Below are 18,276 nucleotides of genomic sequence, written 5' to 3'. Positions count from 1 at the left end.
CGCACCCGCGAACCGCCGCCCGGCCGCCGCGACGCGGTTCAGCGCTCGTCGTGGCGGTGCTTGGGCGTGCGACGGTAGCGCCGCTTACTCGGAACCGGTTGCGCCGCATTGGATCTGCGCAGTTCGTGCCGGCGGCGCCAGGCGGCGAGATCGGCGCGCTCGGCCGACTGCGCCCCCGCCGCGCCGTCTCGCGCCCGCACCGAACGGGGTACCTTGCCCATCGCCGACCTCCTTTCGCTCCGGCCGTACGCACCGTAGCGCCGAGATCCGGCGGCCGCGAGTGATTTTCGGGTCAGGTGCTCAGGCGCGTGCGTGGTCTCGGGATCGGGGCCTCGGTGCGGCCGGCCAGCCGCCCGCCGGCCCAGAAGGCCGCCTCCACCGCCCAGAAGAGGAGTAGCCACAGCTGTACGACGGCCACCGGGAAGACCAGGAATATCGATGCGGGCAGCGCGACGAGGAGGAACAGCGCGATATCGGCTGCCGTGGCGCCCTTCAGCCTCGATCCCAGCCGCACGGCCGCCCACATCATCCAGCGCTGCGGCATCGAGACGCCCTCCTCGCGCAGCACGCGGCGGAACAGGCCGTCGGCATCGGGGGTGCTCACCACCGCGGCACTGCGCAGGTAATCGTGCAGGATGGCGGCGCGGGTGTAGGCGCCGTAGCGCGGGATCAGCCAGATCAGGACGCGGGGCACCGAGGCGAAATCGGTGCGGAAACCGGCGGGGACCACGAAATCCTCGTGCCTGCCGCGGTATTCGAGAGGTTCGCGCAGGCGCCAGGACGACGCATCGATCTCCTCGACGACCAGTGCGCCACCGGTGAATCCCACGACTCGACCCTCTCCCTCGAAGACCCGATCTCAGCCTACGGCGCGCGGGGAAACCTCAGGCAACGGTTCGGCTTCGAGCCGGCGTCAGGGTGTGGAACCGGAATCCGCGCCCTCGAACGGGCCGAACCGCACGTTCTGCGCGACGGGCGTGCCGTACGGACCGTAGGTGACCTCGGAGGCGTAGGGCCGGACACCGTCGGCCCGGTCGGCGGCGACGCGGGTGCCGGCGCCCAGATCCTCGGAGGTGCTCAGCGCCGCCAGCACGAGCACCACCAGCGTCGCCACCAGCGGCTGCACCAACAGCTGGGTCCAGCCGGTGAACTCCGACGGCGCCACGCTCGGCGCCAGCTCCACGATCGTCCGCAGCGGCGGATCCGGCGCATGCGGATGCAGCAGATCCGCGACCCGATCCCCGACGAAGGACATCAGCCAGGCACCGGCCAGCGATCCGAACAGCAAGCCGCCCAGCAACATCGGCCCACGCACCCGGCGCACCCGCCAGGCCGCCGCGGCGGTGAGCAGACCGACGACGGCGCCGAGGCAGACGAAGATCGCCACCGCGTCGAACCGGTGCGCGCTCTCCCCCGGCAGCACCGAGCCCCGGCCCGGCTCCACCACGACCACCTTCTCCACCGGCGCCAGCAGGCCCCACACGACACCGGCGACGGCGCCGGCCAGCAGCACGGCGACCACCACCCACAGCACGGCGCGCAGCTCGCGGCGGGCCGCTCCGGACGGTACGGCGCTGTTCTGATGCGCCATCAGCGCCGATCCGCGGACTTCGAATCGATCGTCCCGTGCCGGGAGCACTTCGCCCACCAGCCGTCGGGACTCACCTGGACGACCATCCGCCGCCCGCACTGCTCGCAGTACCGCGGCGGCTCCAGGCCCAGGGCGGCGGCCGGCGGAACCGGATCGGCCAGATCCGCTACCACCCGCCGACCCGTGTACGGGTTGTAGCGCTCCTCGCGCCCCTCGATGATGCCTCCGATGTCCACGACCACCTCGTAAAAGTGCGGCTCCCGGGCTGCCGACACTACCCGAACCGGATATCCCCGCCGCGCAGCGGTGCCGTCCCGGGCCGGACGGCGCTCACCGGCGAGCTGATTCACAGGGTTTCGTTGAGCGCCTTGATCGGCATCTGCAACTCGCCGAGCAGATCCAGGTCGTGCTCGGCCGGGCGGCCCAGTGTGGTCAGGTAGTTGCCGACGATCACGGCGTTGATACCGCCGAGAATTCCCTGCTTGGCGCCCAGATCGCCGAGGGTGATCTCGCGGCCGCCGGCGAAGCGCAGGATGGTGCGCGGCAGCGCCAGCCGGAACGCGGCGACGGCACGCAGCGCATCCGCCGCCGGCAGCACCTCGAGATCGCCGAACGGCGTGCCCGGCCGCGGGTTGAGGAAGTTCAGCGGCACCTCGTCGGGCTCCAACTCGGCCAGCTGCGCGGCGAATTCGGCGCGCTGCTCCAGGGTTTCGCCCATGCCGAGGATGCCGCCGCAGCACACCTCCATGCCGGCCGTGCGCACCATGCGCAGCGTGTCCCAGCGCTCCTCCCAGCTGTGCGTGGTGACCACGTTCGGGAAGTGCGACCGGGCGGTCTCCAGGTTGTGGTTGTAGCGGTGCACGCCCATCTCGGCCAGCCGGTCGACCTGCTCCTGGGTCAGCATGCCCAGCGAGCAGGCCACCTGGATGTCGACCTCGTCGCGGATGGCCTCGACGGCCGCGGCGACCTGCGCCATCAGCCGCTCGTCGGGGCCGCGGACGGCCGCGACGATGCAGAACTCGGTGGCTCCCGTCTTGGCGGTCTGCTTGGCGGCCTCCACCAGGCTCGGGATGTCGAGCCACGCGGCCCGCACCGGCGACTCGAAGAGCCCGGACTGCGAACAGAAGTGGCAGTCCTCCGGGCAGCCGCCGGTCTTGAGCGAGATGATGCCCTCGACCTCCACCTCCGGGCCGCACCACCGCATCCGCACGTCGTGCGCCAGCTGCAGGAGCTGCTCGAGCCGGTCGTCGTCGAGGCGCAGCACCTCGAGGGCCTGCTGCCGGTCGAGGCCCACGCCGCGGTCGAGCACCTGCTCGCGAGCGATCGCCAGAATGTCGGTGTCGGTCCGGGCCGATGCCTGAGTCATGCGCGAGGAATCCCTTCGTCCGGCCGGGCTGCGGCCGCGCGACTTGAACGGTGTTCAGGCTAGGGTAGCGTGGGGTGCGAGTCAAAGCACGAAAGGATTGTGGCCCAGTGCAGCTGCATCGCACCGACGTCGTGGACGGCGCCGTCGCCATCCTCGACCGGTACGGCCTGGCCGATCTCACGATGCGCCGCCTGGCGACGTCGCTGAACGTCCAGCCCGGCGCGCTGTACTGGCACTTCCCCAACAAGCAGGCACTGCTGGGCGCGGTCGCCGACCGCATCCTGGCGCCCCTGGACGAACCGGTCGCCGAGGACGACTGGTCCGCGCAGGTCGGCGAGCTGGCGCACCGGATGCGCTCGTGCCTGCTCGCCTACCGCGACGGCGCGGAACTGGTGTCGGCCACCTACGCCTCGCGGCTGACCACCAGCAAGGGCCGCGAGCGCGTCGCCGGGGCGCTGATCCGGGGCGGCATGACCCGCGAGGAGGCCGACCTGGCCGCCTATACGCTGCTGTACTACGTGCTCGGCGAGACCGTGGACGAGCAGTCCCGGATACAGATGGATTCGGCCGGCGCGCTGGCCGACGACTCCTCGCCGCTGTACGAGAACACCACCGCCACCGACCGTTTCGACTTCGGCCTGCAACTGTTCGTCGGGGGCGTGCGGCATCTGCTGGGCGGCCGGGTGCGCCGGAGCGGTCACCGCCCGGCCGCCACCAGCTCCTGATTGCGGGTCAGCCGGACGAACGGCACGATCTGCTGCTCTATGACCTTGTTGTACGCCGACGGCTGCTGAGCCGGATTGGCGTGCCCGGTCCCGCGCGTGAGCGTCACCAGCAGCGTCCCGTCCACGCCGCCGACCCGGTCGATGAGTACGCGGTGGCTGTCCTCGACGTCCACGATCGGATCGCGCTCCGGATTGGCCGGGCGGACGAAGGCGATCGCCGGGCGCGGCTTGCCGTTGGCGGGCTTGGCCATCGCGCGCAGATCGTCGACCGCGCCGCCGGCCACGATCGCGCGGAACTGGGATTCGATCAGCCCGTTGCTGGCGGCGTCGGGATTGCCGACCTTCTGCCGCAGCACCTCGCCCACCACGGTGCGCAACCGCTCCAGGTGGACGATCGGCGGCAGGGTGGACTTGTCCACGAAACGGTCGCGGCGCGAATAGGTCTCGACGAGCAGGCGCAGCGCGCGACTCTCCCGGATGCCGGGCAACCACCCGGCCCAGCGCAGCAGATCCTCGCCCTGATTGCGGCTTTCCGGCCGGACCGCGTCCAGATTGACCGGCGTGCAGTCCAACAGCACCGCCTGCAGTCGCTTGGTGCTGTCGGTGTGGATGCGCTGGCCGATCTCGAGCGCGATCACCCCGCCCATGCTGTGGCCGACCAGCACGATGTTGTCGATATGCGCCGCCTCGGTGACCTTGAGGATGAGATCGCTGATCACCTTGGTGTCGATACCGGTGTTGTCGTAGCGCACCGCCCAGACCGACCCCAGCCGGGTCAGCGACGGCAGCGCCCGCGCCGTATCGGTGGCGTCCAGCGTGCCCAGCCCGGTCATATCGAAGACGGCGGTGCCGCGGGCCTCCGGCACCGGGGCGGCGATCGGCAGCACCGCCGGCTCGGTGCGCGCCAGCCGGGCCCGCTCCGGGCCGACGTCGACGGCGAGGTACTGCGCGAACAGCACCAGCAGCAGGAGCGGGATCAGGGACAGCCGGGTCAGCACGACACGGGTGCGCCGCAGCCGCAACCACCCGTGTCCCGGCCTGGTTTCCGCCAGGCGTGCCCGCCGCCGCGCGTCGTCGTAGTCCGCGACGGTGGACGGGGGCCGGTCCTCCGGAGACATCGTCACCCACTGTAGGACCGGCCCACCGACACGTTCCGCATCCGAGCGGTGCGGGTGGCGCGTCGCACAGTCCGGGCGCTCCGATACCCGTGCAAGCTGCGGCAGGACGGAACCCCGGCAACGGCTTCCGCGAGCGAATTCCGGACGGCCCGGTTCTTCGGGAACGACGCCGCCCACGCCCACGAACTCAGCTCTCGCACGGCGGCCCGCATCGTCCGGCGATGCCCGCGCGAACGACCCTCAGCTCAGGTAGCGCTCGCGCCACTCGGGGCGGAACCAGCCGGGGGCGGCCTCGGCGAACGCGTCCGGGTGCCGGCGGGCCGCTCCCTCGGGGACCGCGCCGACCACCTCCGCGCCGGTGACCTCCGGCAGGTCGGCCAGGTTGCACTCGGCGGCGAGATCCGGTGCGGCGGGCCAGGATCCGATCACCAGGCCCGCGCACGGGATGCCCGCGGCGGCGAGGGCGCGGGTGGTGAGTGCGCTGTGGTTGAGGGTGCCCAGGCCGGCGGCGGCGACGACCAGGACGGGGGCGGCGAGCTTCTGGGCGAGTTCGACGACGGTGAAGTCGCCGAGCCGCACGAGTAATCCGCCCGCGCCCTCCACCAGGGTGAGGTCCGCATCCGCCAGCGAGTCGACGGCCCGCACCGTCTCGCCGAGCGTGAGCAGCGGTTGCCCGGCGCGGCGGGCCGCGGTGTCGGGAGCGAGAGGGTCGGGGTACCTGGCCAATTCGAGGGTCCGGGTGACACCGGCCAGCCGCGCGATCTCCGACAGATCGCCGTCCTCCCCCGGCCGCACGCCGGTCTGCGCCGGTTTACACACGGCCACCGAACGCCCGCGCGACCGCGCGAGGGCGGCCAATGCCGCGGTCACGACCGTCTTCCCGACGTCGGTGGAGGTCCCGGTCACGATCAGCACGCTGCGTCCTCTCCGGCATGTCGCCCGCGGGTCCGGTCGCTCATGCTGTATCGCACTGCGACACACGCGGAGTCCTCCGCAGTGACGCTCCGCTGCCGCCTCCGGGTCCGACCACTCATGCTGTATCGCACTGCGGCAGGAGCGGGCTCCTCCGTGGCGACTCTCCGCTCCCGTCTCCGGGCTCGACCGCTCATGCCGGGACCACTCCGCGCGCCTCGGCCAGGACGTCGGCGAGAGTTGTTGCGATGAGCTCCATTTCGCTGTCGTCGAGATCGGCGCGGGCGGTGAGGCGGAGCCGCGACGTGCCCTCGGGAACCGACGGCGGACGGAAGCAGCCGACGCTCAGACCTCGGTCGCGGCACGCCTGCGCGGCGTCGTAGGCGACCTGCGGCGCACCGAGTACGACCGAGACGACGGCCGAATCCGGTTGCGGCGCATCGGCGATCCGCGCGATCTCCGCGGCGCGGTGCAGCACCCGACCCGCCATCTCCGGCTCGGCGCGCAGCAGGCGCAGCGCGGCGCGGGCGGCCCCGACGGCGGCCGGGGCGAGCCCGGTATCGAAGATGAACGTGCGCGCGGTGTCGATCAGGTGTGCCCGCACCCGTTCGTCGGCCAGTACCGCTCCCCCTTGGGCGGCAAGGGATTTCGACAGTGTCGCGGTGATGATCAGATCGGGTTCGCCGGCCAGGCCGACCTCGTGCACCAGCCCGCGCCCCCCGGCGCCGCGCACGCCGATCCCGTGCGCCTCGTCGACGATCAGCACGGCCCCGTTGGCCCGCACCACGCGATGCAGGTCGACCAGGGGCGCGAGATCGCCGTCGGCGCTGAACACCGAGTCGGTCAGCACCACCGCCCGCTCCTCGGCGCGGCCGGACAGCAGCCGATCCACCGCGGCCACGTCCCGGTGCGGCGCCACCTCGACCCGGGCTCGGGACAACCGGCAGGCATCGACCAGCGAGGCATGGCTCCCGGCGTCGGACACCACCAGCGCGCCCCGCCCGGCGAGGGCCGTCACGACGCCGAGGTTGGCGGCGTAGCCGGAGGCGAACACCAGCCCGGCCTCGGCGCCCACGAACTCCGCGAGTTCGGCCTCGAGCTGCTCGTGCTCCAGGGTCGTGCCGGTGACCAGCCGCGACCCGGTGGACCCGGTGCCCCATCGGCGCACCGCCGCGACCGCACCCTCGAGCACCTCGGGATGCCGGGACAGCCCGAGGTAGTCGTTGGATGCCAGATCGATCAACCCGGCTCGCGGCGCCCGCGCCCGCAGTTCCCGCCGCAGCCCGTCCCGCACGCGCTCCGCGGCCCGCGCGTCCAGCCAACTCAATGGATCGGCACTCACAGCCCAGCAGCATACTTGAACACCGTTCAGGGCGGGAGTGGCGGGTCGATATGCCTACACCACGAGCAGCGGATGGCTACGCTCGCCGCATGCCTGCCCACCGCCTGCACACGCACGACACGGAAGTGCTGCGCCGGACCGAAGCCGGTGAAGCGATCGAGATCGTGCGCGACGACCGCCCCGTGGCAAGAGTGGTCCCGCTCCCTCGGCGCCGACAGTGGGTGCCCGCTACCGAGATCCTTCGCGAACTCGGCCGGCTCGGCCCCGACACCACACACTCCCGGGAAGAGCTGCGGAACACACTCACCGATACGACGGACGATCTGCGGTGGTGAAAGATCAACCCGCCGTGCCGGATACATCGACCTTGGTGAGCGTCCAGGCTGGCGAGTCGATCCGGCCGAATTCACCGGTTACTCCCGGGCCACATCCATGATCACGCTCGTCGGGCTCGGCTCCACGGCCCGCGCGACACCGATCCGCCGACCACCGCACGCAACCCGCCCACCTGTCGGCCGACGCCGCGAGGCGAACCACTGCCCACCGGCCTTCGTCGTACCCGTTGCACGCGTTGACTTCTCACCGTAGATCCGGCCGCCTCGCCTCGGGCCCCGGGTGTTCGGAAGACACCGAGATCTGGCAGCATCGCGCGCATGAGTGTCACACACGCCGTGCTCGCCCAGTCCGTCGACGCCGCCCAGTACTACGAGGCGGCGGGTGTGATGAAGAAGATCCGCGACGCCGTGCTGATCTTTCTGCTCGTCATCCTCCTGATCGGCCTCGTCGTGGGCGGATTCGTCGGATACGCGATCGGCAAGGCCGTGGAACGCACCCGGCATTGAACCCGGTCACGTTGTGGCAGAGGACGTCCCGCCCGCCCGGACAGCGGCCAGCACGCCCGCGGTGATCCGCCGCACGTCCTCGGGGCTGCTGATGAACGGGGGCATGGTGTAGACGAGGTTGCGGAACGGGCGTAGCCACACGCCCGCCTCGACGGCGGCGTGCGTGGCCTTGCGCATATCCACCGGGCGGTCCAGTTCCACGACGCCGATCGCGCCCAGCACACGAACCTCGGTGACACCCGGAATATCCTGTGCCGGAGCGAGTCCCGCCTTCAGCCCCGCCTCGATGCCCGCCACTTCGGCCCGCCAGTCCCGCGACAGCAGCAGTTCGATGGAGGCGACCGCGACGGCGCAGGCGAGCGGGTTGCCCATGAACGTCGGGCCGTGCATCAGGCCGCCGTGCCCGGCGCTGATCGTCTCGGCGATCTCGATGCTGCACAGTGCGGCGGCCAGGGTCATGTACCCACCGGTGATCGCCTTGCCCAGGCACAGCACGTCCGGCCGCACCCCGGCCCGGTCGGCGGCGAAAAGCGTTCCGGTGCGGCCGAATCCGGTGGCGATCTCGTCGAACACCAGCAGCACCCCGTGCTCGTCGCACAGCCGCCGCAGCTCGTTCAGGTAGCGCGGATGATGGAACCGCATCCCGCCCGCACCCTGGACGACCGGTTCCACGATCACCGCCGCCGTCTCCTCGGCGTGCGCCTCGAACAGCCGCTCGAGTTCCCGGACATACTCGGGCACATAGTCTTTCGGCGGCACCGGCGCGAAGATCTGCTCGGCGAGCACGTCGGTCCACAGCGAGTGCATGCCGCCGTCCGGATCGCACACGCTCATCGGCGTGAAGGTGTCGCCGTGATAGCCGCCGCGCCAGGTGAACAGCCGCCGCTTGCCCGGCCGCCCCCGCGCCCGCCAGTACTGCAGGCACATCTTCGCGGCCACCTCCACCGACACCGAACCGGAATCGCACAGGAAGACCTTCTCCAGGCCCGCCGGCGTGATCTCGGCCAGCAGCCCCGCCAGCCGCGCGGCCGGTTCATGGGTCAGGCCGCCGAACATCACGTGGCTCATCCGCTGCGCCTGCGCGGTCAGGGCCGCGTCCAGCACCGGGTGCCGGTAGCCGTGCACGGCCGCCCACCACGAGCTCATCCCGTCGATCAACTCCCGGCCGTCGGCCAGGGTGAGCCTGGTCCCGGCGGCCGACTCGACGATCAGCGGCTCGGTACTCGCCGGGAATCCGCCGTAGGGATGCCAGACGTGTGCGGCGTCGAGTGCGGTGATCTCGTCGGGTGTCAGTGCCACGGGAATCCTTTCTTGAACGCCGTTCAAGTTATCACGGCTCCCGGATCCGGCAGCGAAAACAGTCGCCACCGGGACCCGGGCACAGTAATCTTTGACAAAGTCAAAGATCCGACCCGAGCGAGGCACCCGAGGCATGAGCACCGCCACCGTCCCGCCCGCCACCGCCGAGCACATCGCCGCGGTGCGCGAGTTCAACCGCCGCTACACGCGCCTGATCGGAGTGCTGCACGAGCACCTCGTCGACACCGACTTCTCCCTGGCCGAGGCGCGAATCATGTTCGAACTGGCCCATTTCGGCCCGGTCGAGGTGGTCGCGCTGCGGCAGGACCTGGGCCTGGATCCCGGCTATCTGAGCCGCATCCTGTCCCGGCTCGAGGAGTCCGGGCTGGTGGCGCGGCAGCGCTCCGAGACCGACGGCCGCCGACAACTGGCCCGGCTCACCGAACGGGGCGAGACGGCCTTCGCCGACCTGAACACCCGCTCCAGCCGCGACGTCGCCGCGCTGCTGGAACGCCGCTCCCCCGCCGACCGCGACCGGCTCGTCGACGCCATGCGCACCATCGAGCACATCCTCGACGACCACGCGGCCGCCCCGTTCACCATCCGTGATCCGCGCCCCGGCGACTACGGCTGGGTGATCGAACGCAATGCCGCCCGCTACGCCGCCGAATACGGCTGGGACGCCGACTACGAGACGCTCGTCGCCCGGATCGTCGCCGACTTCCTGGAAACCCGCGAGCCCACGGCGGAACGGGCCTGGATCGCCGAGCGGAACGGCGAGCCGATCGGCGCCGTCTTCTGTGTCCGCGAGGACGACAGCACCGCCCGGCTGCGGCTGCTGCTGGTGGAGCCGTCGGCCCGCGGCCTCGGCGTCGGCAGCGCCCTGGTCGGCGAATGCCTGCGCTTCGCCACGGCCGCCGGATATCGCGCCATGGTGCTGTGGACCAACGACGTCCTCGTCTCGGCCCGGCACATCTACGAGCGCGCCGGATTCGAACTCGTCGAATCCGAACCACACCACAGCTTCGGCAAGGATCTGGTCGGCCAGACCTGGCGCAAGTCGCTGCGCTGAACGGCCCCGCCCGCTACTTCGGGTCGAGCACGAATACCGGGATCTGCCGGTCGGTCTTCTCCTGATACTCGGCGTAGGACGGGTAGGCGGCCACCGCCCGATCCCACCACTCGGCCCGCTCGGCGCCCTCGACCTCACGCGCGACGTAGTCCTTCGTCACGGTGCCATCCTGCAACGGGAACTCCGGGTACGCCTTGATGTTGTAGTACCAGGTGGGATGCTCGGGAGCGCCGCCCTTGGACGCCACCACCGCATAGCTGCCGTCGTGCTCCACCCGCATCACCGGCGTGTAGCGGAGCTTGCCCGTCCTCGCGCCCCGCAAGGTCAGCAACACCACCGGCGAACCGAGCACCTCGACCCCGTCCGTGGTCCCGGTCTCGAGGATCTTCTTCGTCTGGTCGTGCACCCACCCCGTAGGGCTGAATTCCGCGGTTTCGTGTGCCATGGCCAGCAACAACGTCTCCCGGATCGGCCGCATTCCCGCGCCGTGCAAAACCGCGGGTCTCAGCGGCCACGGCGGTCGTTCTTTCCTCGAACCGATCGGCGGTACGGCAGGCGACCCGGCGCCGGAGGCGTCGGAACACACTCGGATCCGGCACTGTTGCAGCCGGGTATGCGCTCAGTCGTCTATTCCGAGACCGGCCCGTCCGCCGTCCTTCGACTTGTCGAACGCCCCGAACCTGCCGCGGGCCCGGGGGAAGTCGTCGTCCGTGTCACCCGTTCGGGGGTGAACCCGACGGACTGGAAACACCGTGCAGGAACAGGACTGAGCGATCTCCACGGTGAGGTCGCACCGGGACACGACGGCGCGGGCGTCGTCGAGGCGGTCGGGCCGGGTGTCGACCACGTCGGTGTCGGTGACCGGGTGTGGCTGCTGCTGGCCCGGCACGGCCGGGACTATGGCACCGCCGCGGAACGGACGGTGCAACCGGCGAATCGGGTTGTGCCGCTACCGGACGGAGCGTCCTTCGACCTGGGAGCCGCGTTGGGCGTGCCGTTCGTCACCGCCCACCGGCTGCTGACCTCCGGCGCCGTGCCCCGGCTCGCGCCTGGTGCGCTGGCAGGGCACACCGTGCTGGTCGCCGGCGGCGCGGGCGCGGTGGGCAACGCCGCGATCCAGCTGGCCCGCTGGGCCGGGGCGACCGTCGTCACGACCGTCAGCTCCGCGAGGAAGGGCGCGCTGGCGCACGCTGCCGGGGCGCACCATGTGGTGAACTACCGCGAGGGCGACCCCGCGGCCGGGATCCTGGCCGTCGCGCCGGCGGGGGTCGACCTGATTGCCGAGGTCGCACCGGCTGCCAACACCGCGCTCGATCTGGCGGTGGCCAGGGTCCACGGCACGATCGCGGTCTACGCCATCGACGGCGGTGGCGATCTGGTGCTGCCGGTGCGGCCGGCCCTCAGCAAGAATCTGCGCTTCGAGTTCACCGTTCTCTACACCCTGGACGAGACGCTGGTGCAGGCGGCCGTCGACGACATCACAGCCGCCCTCTCCGACAACGCCGTGCGGGTGGGAGAACCGGCCGGACTGCCGCTACACCACTACGACCTCGCCGAGACCGCAGACGCCCACGACGCGGTCGAACGCGGGGCGGTCGGCAAGGTCCTGGTGGACCTGGACTGAGCGCCCGCCGCACCCGGCATCCGTGTTCACGCACCGAAATCCGGCCGGAGGTCCTGGTGAGCGGACCGGATACCGGAGTGGCGTCAGTTGTCCAGCCAGATGCCCGCCGGTGCGCAGACCAGGCCGACGTCTTTGAGGGTGGAGATTCCGGGCGGTGCGGCGGCGACTTCGAAGGCGGCGTTCACCGCGGGCATCGCGGTCATGGTGTCCCACTCGTGGTTTCCCCAGCTGTCGGGGGGAACGAACCGAATGCGGGTCTGCACTTCGGGTTCGCCTTCGATGACGACGTGGTAGTGGTCGTCGTCGAAGTGCCAGTCCTCGTTGAGCTGTTTGGTCAGATACCACGCGACGTTGGTCCGGACGACGGTCTTGCCGCCGACCTTGCCGTTCCAGCCTGCGCGGAGGGCGGCGATGGTGTTCTTCTCGATGCGCAGCCACCCCAGGTCGACGTCTGCCGAGGCGGTGGCGTGTTCGATGAAGAACTCGATGTCGTCGAGCCGGTATCCCAATGCGGCGGCCATGCGCTGGTTCGAGTCGCGGAAGGTGCTCAGCCACAGTTTCGACATCTCGATCTTCTCGGGCGTCGCCTCGGGGAGCGAGAAGCCCAGCGCCTGCCAGGTTTCGGCGGACTCGTAGACCGAGACGTCGGCCGACTCGAAGATCGATACGGTCTCCACCTCGCGGCACACCGCGGTCATCGCCGTGACCATCGAGTTGATCCAGCCCGGACTGATTCCGGTGATGAACAGCGAGCTGTTGCCGCGCTCGCATGCGGCGGCCAGCTTCTCCTGCGTCTCCCCTTGGATGCCACCGAGATTGAGGAACAGGTTGGTGCTGATCACGTCGAGGCCGCTGTCGAGCAGCCGGACCGCGTGCTCGAGATCGGCCATGAACGGCGTGTAGAGCACCATGTCGGCGTTCAGGGCGAGCAAGGAGTCGATATCGGTGGTCGCGAGAATTCCGGTATCGGGGCGACCGCACAGGGACCCGGCATCCCGACCCGCCTTGTCGGGCGAGTAGGCGTAGACCCCGACCAGTTCCAGCCGGGGGTCGTCGAGGATGCCGCGCAGGCTGAGCTTGCCGACCTTTCCCGTGGTCCATTGGATGACTCGCAGTGTGGTCATAGGTTCCTCCAACGCTGGCGCCGGCCACGGGCCGCAGGTCGAGTGGCCGTGCTTCTGCTGGCGAGAGTCAGCCGATGACATCGAGTCGGAACGATATTCTCGCCTGCGAGAGGATGCTAGTCCATCAAGGAAATCATATTCTCGCTTTCGCTCCGATCGAATCCTGGAGACCGGACGCAAGCCCGGCGGTGCGGTGCTCGGGCCGCGGCGCCGAAAAAACTTCGCGGACAGCGATGACTCCTCGGATGGTGCGCCGTCCTATCTGCTGAACGCGCTACCAACCCGGCGCGACGGACCAGAAGGACCAGACATGACCACCGCCAACCCCTCCGCCCACGTTTCCGACGCCGTCACCGGCCGTCCCGGCAAGATCCGCAACCGCGTTCTGTGGGCACTGCAGATCCTGCTCGGCCTGTTCTTCGTCATCGCCTCCGGCGGGCCGAAGCTCGTGATGCCGAACTCCTTGGCGGACAACGCCCCCGAGAATCTGACCATCCCCCTCGGGCTGCTCGTCTTCATCGGAGTGGTGGAGGTCGCGGGCGGTGTCGGCCTGATGGTGCCGCGGCTCAGCGCCCTGGCTGCCGCGGGTCTGTCCGTTGTCACCGTGCTCGCCGCCGGGACGCAGGCCTTCATCGCCGACGAGCCCTCGATGGGGATCTTCCCGCTGGCGCTCGCCGCGATCTTCGCCTGGATCGCCTACGAGCGCCGCGCCACCCTCACCGACCTGCGCAACTCGCTGTCGCGGTGACGAATCCATAAGCACGACCGGCGGTCGGTGGCCATCCACCGACCGCCGATCGTGCGTTCTCGGATCGATCGCCCGTCGGGTTGGCGGCGCAGGTGGTCGTGCTCGGCAACAGTGCCGAACAGTGCGGCGGAACGGATTTCCGCCGGTATCCCGAGTTGATCGTGTCCGACAGCAATACGTTGAGGTGCCGCCGCGAACCGATCTGACGACTGCGGTCTCGCGGCCGGACGACGGGGCCGACCAGTAGCAATCCGAACAGACATCCGCCCGTCGGCCTGTCCGACCGCGTCGGCAGCGTGCGGCGGGGAACCGACACCACGTCGCCCCAACCGTCGGTGGACCTGCTGATTTCGCGGCCGGGTCGTCGGGGGGGCCGTGGCCCATCCGCTCGGGGCGGCGGCGGTTAGCCTGGGCCGGTGAGCCTCACAGAGTTGCCGTTCGGGTCGTGGCCGACTTCCATCACCTCCGAATTCGTCGTCGCCGCCGCGGTGCGGCTGTCGGAGGTGCGGGTGGACGGGACCGATATCTACTGGTCGGAGGGGCGTCCCGAGGAGGGCGGCCGGACCCAGATCGTGCGCCGCGGCGCCGACGGGACGGTCACCGATCTGCTGCCGGACGGGATGGACGCGCGTACCGCGGTGCACGAATACGGCGGCGCGGCGTGGTGGGTCCGCGACGGCGTGCTGTGGTTCGCCAACTGGGCCGACCAGCGGCTGTACCGGCTCGGGCCCGGAGGTGCGCCGGTGCCGCTGACGCCGGCCCCCGCCGAGCCCCGCGGCGACCGGTACGGCGACGGAGAACTCGCCCCGGACGGCACCACCGTCGTGGCCGTCCGCGAAAGTCATCCGGCCGGCGGGCGGGGCGCGATCGATGTCCGCAACGAGATCGTGCGGCTGTCCGCGGACCGGGCGTCGCAGCCGGAGATCCTGATGAGCGGCCCGGATTTCGTCGTCGCACCCCGCGTGAGTCCGGACGGGGGTTCGCTGGCCGTGGTGTCGTGGGATCACCCGTCCATGCCGTGGGACGACACCGTCCTGCGGGTGCGCGATCTCGCCGGCGGCGCCGACACGGTCGTCGCGGGCGGGCCGGGGGAATCGGTGCTGGAACCGCGCTGGCAGGCCGACGGCTCGCTGCTGTTCCTGTCCGACCGTAACGGCTGGTGGAATCTCTACCGCTGGACACCCGGCGGTGCGGTCACACCGGTGATCGAGCTGGACGCCGAGATCGGCATGCCCGCTTGGCAATTGGGGTCGGCGCGCTACACCGTGCTCGGCGACGGCAGCATCGTGTTCGCCCGCTGGCGCGACGGCTACGACGGCCTCGGGGTGCGCCGGACGGACGGCTCGGTGGCCGATCTGGACCTGCCCTTCTCCGCGATTGCCGCGATCGAGCGGGCCGGTGCGGACGCCGTCGTCGTGGTGGCGGCCACGCCCACCGCCGAATCCGGTGTGTACCGCATCGGTTTCGGCGGCGGCACACCGCAGGTCGAAGTCCTGCGCCCGCCAAGGGAACTCGGCCTCGACGACGCCTCGGTCTCGGTGCCCGAACCGATCTCCTTCCCCTCGGTGGACGGCGCCGGCGCGCCACGGACTGCACACGCGCTGTTCTATCCCCCCGCGAGCAGACGTTACGGCGGCACGGCCGGGGAACTGCCGCCGTTGCTCGTCATGATTCACGGCGGCCCGACCTCGCTCGCGGTGCCCGCATTCTCCCCGCACACCCAGTACTGGACCAGCCGCGGATTCGCTGTCGTGGACGTCAATTACGGCGGCTCCACCGGATACGGTCGCGCCTACCGTGAGCTGCTCACAGGCGCGTGGGGCGTGGTGGACGTGGCCGACTGCCTCGCCGCGGCCCGGTGGCTCGGTGAGCAGGGCCGGGTCGATCCGCGGCGGCTCGCCATCCGCGGCGGCTCGGCGGGCGGCTACACGACGCTGGCCGCGCTGGCCCGTGCGGACACCGCATTCGCCGCGGGCGCAGACCATTTCGGCGTCGCCGACCTGGAGGCGCTCGCGGCCGAAACACACAAGTTCGAGAGCCGATACCTCGATGGCCTGATCGGGGAATATCCGGCCAGGCGCGACATCTACCGCGAGCGGTCCCCGATCCATCACGTCGACCGGCTCCGCAAGCCCCTGATCGTGTTGCAGGGCAGCGAAGATGCGGTGGTGCCGCCCAATCAGTCGGAGATGATCGTCGAGGCGCTGCGGACCCGGCAGATCCCGGTGGCCTACCTGGTCTTCGACGGCGAGCAGCACGGCTTCCGCCGCGCGGAGAACATCCGCCGCGCCCTCGACGCCGAATTGAGTTTCTACGGCCAGGTATTCGAGTTCGCCCTGCCATCGGCCGAAGGTATCGAGCCGGTCACCGTCGAAAACCTCGCTTAGCCGATCCGGGCTCGACCAGGACGAGCCCGCGGCCATCAGCGACCGGTGGGATCCCGTGCGACGGTTGATGGCGGCAACGCCGAACCCTCATCGACCGGCTACAGGCGTTACCGTGATCTCCCGGCTCGCCGTCGCGTTTCCCCGCGCACCGACGGCGAACACACGCCGAATGTGCGGGTCGTGCGACATCCGAGCCGCGGCCGCGCACGGGATCCGGTATCGGAGGGGCGGTTTCGCTGTTACGGCCTCTCGTGGCGGGACAGCTCGCTGGTGATGATCGTGTCGAGGTTGGCGCGGGTGGCTTCCAGTTCCTCGATCGCCCCGTCGATCCGGTCACGCTGGCGCACCAGACCGTCGACCAGGCCCGGGCAGCCGGGGGTCAGCAGCCCGTCGTCATCGACGATGCACGGCAACGCTTCCAGGATCTGCGCGGTGCTCAGCCCGGCCGCGAGCAGGATCCTGATCCGCCGCACCACCGCGACATGCTCGTCGCCGTACACGCGATAGCCGCTCGGCCGTCGTTCCGGCGTCAGCAGCCCTTGGTGCTCGTAGTACCGCAGGGCGCGCTCGCTGACACCGGTGCGCCGTGCCAATTCCCCGATTCGCATCCCACTCCCGCTTGACTCTGACATCGACGTCAAGGTTTAGCTTAACCGGCATGACCACCGTGACCGTCCTCGGACTCGGCCCCATGGGACACGCCCTGGCCGCCGCATTCGCCGCCCACCACCCCACCACCGTGTGGAATCGCACCCCGGGGAAGGGGACCGACCTCGATGCCGCCCCTGCCGGTACCGCCGCCGAGGCGATCGCGGCCAGCCCGCTCGTCATCGTGTGTTTGCCGGATTATCCAGTGGCGCAGTCGGTCCTCGACGCCGACGCACTGAAGGGCCGCACCCTGGTGAACTTCTGTGGTGGCTCGCCGGAGCAGGCCCGCGCGATGGCAGCGTGGGCGGAACGGCACGGCATCGAGTACATCGACGGCGTGATCGTGTCCACGCCCGAGGCCATCGGCAGCCCCGAGGCGGCGCTGTACTACAGCGGGCCGCGCGACATCTACGAGACGCACCGGACCACGCTGTTCGCGCTCGGTGAGAACGCGAACTACCTCGGCCGGGAACCCGGCCGGGCCGCCGCGTTCGACCTGGCCCTGCAGGACATGCTCTGGACGTCGATGAGTGGCGTGACGCATATGTTCGCGTTCGCCGCCGCCGAGGACATCGCGGCGGCCGATATCGCCGGGCACGCGAAGGCGATGCTCGGATTCTTCCCGGACATGATCGACATGCTCGCCGAGCAGGTCGCCGCGGGCCGCTTCCCCGGTGACGGAGGCACGATCACCGCCGCCGCGGCGATCATGGACCGCATCTCGAGCGCCGTCCGGGCGCAGGGCCTCGACGACGGTGCACTCGGCGCCGCGCGGGCCGCGGTACAGCGAGCGATCGACGCGGGCTACGGAGCCGACGGATTCGGCCGGCTCGCGGCGCTCGATTAGTGCCACGATCACCGGTACCAGCAATTTCCGGCACCGCACCGGGGCGACGGGCTACGACTTGTACGTACCGCCGACCCATCCGCGGACCAGGGCGGGGTCGGACGGTGCGGCGGGCCACAACTGGAGGCGGACGCGATTCAGGATCTCGAAGCTGGGCTTGTCCCGGGAGTACAGCGGGATGCTGTCCTCGTCGAGGTCATCGGCGGCCACCGTCTCGACCCGCAGGCTCTCCCACTCATCGGGCCACCAGGCCATCGACACGCGCAGCCGCAACCAGCCGGCGGGTACGTCGAACGCCGGGCCGTCCGCCGCGGGCAGCGTCGGCGATCCGAGGACCACGCGACCGGAATCGGCGCGCAGGCTGCACTCCAGCACGACCTCGGCGTCGGCGCCGACGGCCGACGGCTCGTCCGCGACCTCGACGGCGACCACCAGATACCCGTTGACGCCCGTCTCGACCGCGACCGCGTCCCTGCCCAGCGCCAGATACGCCGCCAGGGGATCGTCTCCGCCCCAGAGATCGCACGGGTCGTCGGCCATGTCCCGGTCGAAGACGTGGATCTGGTGGTAGTCGGAGAACAACAGCACATCCTTCGACACCGACACTCCTTCCGCACACCGACGAACCCAC

At 70.5% G+C, this 18,276-nt stretch carries 21 protein-coding genes; 8 read left to right on the top strand and 13 right to left on the bottom strand.

Annotated features, from left to right (window positions below):
- Window positions 1-38 precede the first annotated feature (38 nt).
- From D892_RS0124880 to bioB, 5 genes are all read right to left on the bottom strand, one after another.
- Window positions 39-221, bottom strand: a complete 183-nt coding sequence (locus D892_RS0124880; protein ID WP_024803834.1) for a hypothetical protein — start codon at window positions 219-221, stop codon at window positions 39-41.
- A gap of 71 nt (window positions 222-292) precedes the next feature.
- Window positions 293-829, bottom strand: a complete 537-nt coding sequence (locus D892_RS0124875) for a DUF1353 domain-containing protein (protein WP_024803833.1) — start codon at window positions 827-829, stop codon at window positions 293-295.
- Between the two features lie 84 nt (window positions 830-913).
- Window positions 914-1,591 (bottom strand): DUF2567 domain-containing protein, encoded by a 678-nt coding sequence (locus D892_RS42100; RefSeq protein WP_024803832.1) that lies wholly within the window; start codon window positions 1,589-1,591, stop codon window positions 914-916.
- Window positions 1,591-1,827 (bottom strand): hypothetical protein, encoded by a 237-nt coding sequence (locus D892_RS0124865; RefSeq protein WP_036569772.1) that lies wholly within the window; start codon window positions 1,825-1,827, stop codon window positions 1,591-1,593. The genes D892_RS42100 and D892_RS0124865 overlap by 1 nt, the downstream gene beginning before the upstream one ends.
- Before the next feature lie 110 nt (window positions 1,828-1,937).
- Window positions 1,938-2,957, bottom strand: coding sequence for a biotin synthase BioB (bioB, locus tag D892_RS0124860; protein ID WP_024803830.1), 1,020 nt, complete (start codon window positions 2,955-2,957; stop codon window positions 1,938-1,940).
- A gap of 107 nt (window positions 2,958-3,064) precedes the next feature.
- On the opposite strand from bioB, the gene D892_RS0124855 reads away from it, so the two are divergent.
- Window positions 3,065-3,682, top strand: a complete 618-nt coding sequence (locus D892_RS0124855; protein ID WP_024803829.1) for a TetR/AcrR family transcriptional regulator C-terminal domain-containing protein — start codon at window positions 3,065-3,067, stop codon at window positions 3,680-3,682.
- Here D892_RS0124855 and D892_RS0124850 read toward each other — a convergent pair.
- From D892_RS0124850 to D892_RS0124840, 3 genes are all read right to left on the bottom strand, one after another.
- On the bottom strand, window positions 3,655-4,800 hold the full coding sequence (locus D892_RS0124850; protein WP_024803828.1) for an alpha/beta fold hydrolase: 1,146 nt from the start codon (window positions 4,798-4,800) through the stop codon (window positions 3,655-3,657). The genes D892_RS0124855 and D892_RS0124850 overlap by 28 nt on opposite strands.
- Window positions 4,801-5,040: 240 nt before the next feature.
- Entirely contained in the window at window positions 5,041-5,715 is a 675-nt protein-coding gene (bioD, locus tag D892_RS0124845; RefSeq protein WP_024803827.1) for a dethiobiotin synthase, read from the bottom strand.
- Window positions 5,716-5,905: 190 nt separating this feature from the next.
- Window positions 5,906-7,054: an 8-amino-7-oxononanoate synthase gene (locus D892_RS0124840; protein ID WP_024803826.1), complete on the bottom strand. Its 1,149-nt coding sequence runs from the start codon at window positions 7,052-7,054 to the stop codon at window positions 5,906-5,908.
- An 89-nt stretch (window positions 7,055-7,143) separates the two neighbouring features.
- Between D892_RS0124840 and D892_RS0124835 the strand changes: the two genes are divergently transcribed.
- Together D892_RS0124835 and D892_RS0124830 are read left to right on the top strand one after the other, a co-directional pair.
- Entirely contained in the window at window positions 7,144-7,389 is a 246-nt protein-coding gene (locus D892_RS0124835) for a type II toxin-antitoxin system Phd/YefM family antitoxin (protein WP_024803825.1), read from the top strand.
- A gap of 318 nt (window positions 7,390-7,707) precedes the next feature.
- Window positions 7,708-7,896 carry a hypothetical protein gene (locus tag D892_RS0124830; protein ID WP_024803824.1) on the top strand — a complete coding sequence of 63 codons (189 nt, stop codon included), beginning with the start codon at window positions 7,708-7,710 and terminating at the stop codon, window positions 7,894-7,896.
- 6 nt (window positions 7,897-7,902) lie between these two features.
- Here D892_RS0124830 and D892_RS0124825 read toward each other — a convergent pair whose 3' ends face one another.
- Complete coding sequence (locus D892_RS0124825) at window positions 7,903-9,195, bottom strand: adenosylmethionine--8-amino-7-oxononanoate transaminase (RefSeq protein WP_024803823.1); 1,293 nt, start codon at window positions 9,193-9,195, stop codon at window positions 7,903-7,905.
- Window positions 9,196-9,328: 133 nt separating this feature from the next.
- Between D892_RS0124825 and D892_RS0124820 the strand changes: the two genes are divergently transcribed.
- Window positions 9,329-10,267, top strand: coding sequence for a bifunctional helix-turn-helix transcriptional regulator/GNAT family N-acetyltransferase (locus D892_RS0124820; protein WP_024803822.1), 939 nt, complete (start codon window positions 9,329-9,331; stop codon window positions 10,265-10,267).
- A 13-nt stretch (window positions 10,268-10,280) separates the two neighbouring features.
- Here the strand turns inward: D892_RS0124820 and D892_RS0124815 are convergent, their stop codons facing one another.
- A complete protein-coding gene (locus D892_RS0124815) occupies window positions 10,281-10,745 on the bottom strand; it encodes a nitroreductase family deazaflavin-dependent oxidoreductase (RefSeq protein WP_232236159.1) in 465 nt (154 codons plus the stop codon).
- 135 nt (window positions 10,746-10,880) lie between these two features.
- Here D892_RS0124815 and D892_RS0124810 point away from each other — a divergent pair, with 135 nt between their 5' ends.
- Window positions 10,881-11,891, top strand: a complete 1,011-nt coding sequence (locus D892_RS0124810; RefSeq protein ID WP_024803820.1) for an NADPH:quinone reductase — start codon at window positions 10,881-10,883, stop codon at window positions 11,889-11,891.
- 83 nt (window positions 11,892-11,974) lie between these two features.
- On the opposite strand, the gene D892_RS0124805 is transcribed toward D892_RS0124810, so the two are convergent.
- The gene (locus tag D892_RS0124805; protein WP_024803819.1) at window positions 11,975-13,015 is read right to left on the bottom strand and encodes a hypothetical protein; all 1,041 of its coding nucleotides are present in this window, start codon (window positions 13,013-13,015) and stop codon (window positions 11,975-11,977) included.
- Between the two features lie 310 nt (window positions 13,016-13,325).
- On the opposite strand from D892_RS0124805, the gene D892_RS0124800 reads away from it, so the two are divergent.
- Both D892_RS0124800 and D892_RS0124790 read left to right on the top strand, forming a co-directional pair.
- Window positions 13,326-13,763: a DoxX family protein gene (locus tag D892_RS0124800; protein ID WP_024803818.1), complete on the top strand. Its 438-nt coding sequence runs from the start codon at window positions 13,326-13,328 to the stop codon at window positions 13,761-13,763.
- A 416-nt stretch (window positions 13,764-14,179) separates the two neighbouring features.
- Window positions 14,180-16,150, top strand: coding sequence for a S9 family peptidase (locus tag D892_RS0124790; RefSeq protein ID WP_024803817.1), 1,971 nt, complete (start codon window positions 14,180-14,182; stop codon window positions 16,148-16,150).
- A gap of 239 nt (window positions 16,151-16,389) precedes the next feature.
- Here the strand turns inward: D892_RS0124790 and D892_RS0124785 are convergent, their stop codons facing one another.
- Window positions 16,390-16,758, bottom strand: a complete 369-nt coding sequence (locus D892_RS0124785) for a MerR family transcriptional regulator (RefSeq protein ID WP_024803816.1) — start codon at window positions 16,756-16,758, stop codon at window positions 16,390-16,392.
- 50 nt (window positions 16,759-16,808) lie between these two features.
- On the opposite strand from D892_RS0124785, the gene D892_RS0124780 reads away from it, so the two are divergent.
- On the top strand, window positions 16,809-17,645 hold the full coding sequence (locus D892_RS0124780; RefSeq protein ID WP_024803815.1) for an NAD(P)-binding domain-containing protein: 837 nt from the start codon (window positions 16,809-16,811) through the stop codon (window positions 17,643-17,645).
- A 51-nt stretch (window positions 17,646-17,696) separates the two neighbouring features.
- On the opposite strand, the gene D892_RS0124775 is transcribed toward D892_RS0124780, so the two are convergent.
- Window positions 17,697-18,245, bottom strand: coding sequence for a hypothetical protein (locus D892_RS0124775; protein ID WP_156959670.1), 549 nt, complete (start codon window positions 18,243-18,245; stop codon window positions 17,697-17,699).
- Between the last annotated feature and the right edge of the window lie 31 nt (window positions 18,246-18,276).

It is taken from the genome of Nocardia sp. BMG51109 (assembly GCF_000526215.1).
Classification (GTDB): domain Bacteria; phylum Actinomycetota; class Actinomycetes; order Mycobacteriales; family Mycobacteriaceae; genus Nocardia.
The sequence above is the reverse complement of the archived record's forward strand: the minus strand, read 5'-3'. Positions and strand labels throughout refer to the sequence as shown.

Coding starts and splice junctions, on each gene's coding strand:
- D892_RS0124810 (WP_024803820.1), top strand. CDS start 10,881: ATGCGCTCAGTCGTCTATTCCGAGACCGGCCCGTCCGCCGTCCTTCGA.
- D892_RS0124850 (WP_024803828.1), bottom strand. CDS start 4,800: ATGTCTCCGGAGGACCGGCCCCCGTCCACCGTCGCGGACTACGACGAC.
- D892_RS0124880 (WP_024803834.1), bottom strand. CDS start 221: ATGGGCAAGGTACCCCGTTCGGTGCGGGCGCGAGACGGCGCGGCGGGG.
- D892_RS0124785 (WP_024803816.1), bottom strand. CDS start 16,758: ATGCGAATCGGGGAATTGGCACGGCGCACCGGTGTCAGCGAGCGCGCC.
- bioB (WP_024803830.1), bottom strand. CDS start 2,957: ATGACTCAGGCATCGGCCCGGACCGACACCGACATTCTGGCGATCGCT.
- D892_RS0124830 (WP_024803824.1), top strand. CDS start 7,708: ATGAGTGTCACACACGCCGTGCTCGCCCAGTCCGTCGACGCCGCCCAG.
- D892_RS0124815 (WP_232236159.1), bottom strand. CDS start 10,745: ATGCGGCCGATCCGGGAGACGTTGTTGCTGGCCATGGCACACGAAACC.
- D892_RS0124835 (WP_024803825.1), top strand. CDS start 7,144: ATGCCTGCCCACCGCCTGCACACGCACGACACGGAAGTGCTGCGCCGG.
- D892_RS0124805 (WP_024803819.1), bottom strand. CDS start 13,015: ATGACCACACTGCGAGTCATCCAATGGACCACGGGAAAGGTCGGCAAG.
- D892_RS0124820 (WP_024803822.1), top strand. CDS start 9,329: ATGAGCACCGCCACCGTCCCGCCCGCCACCGCCGAGCACATCGCCGCG.
- D892_RS0124780 (WP_024803815.1), top strand. CDS start 16,809: ATGACCACCGTGACCGTCCTCGGACTCGGCCCCATGGGACACGCCCTG.
- D892_RS42100 (WP_024803832.1), bottom strand. CDS start 1,591: ATGGCGCATCAGAACAGCGCCGTACCGTCCGGAGCGGCCCGCCGCGAG.
- D892_RS0124800 (WP_024803818.1), top strand. CDS start 13,326: ATGACCACCGCCAACCCCTCCGCCCACGTTTCCGACGCCGTCACCGGC.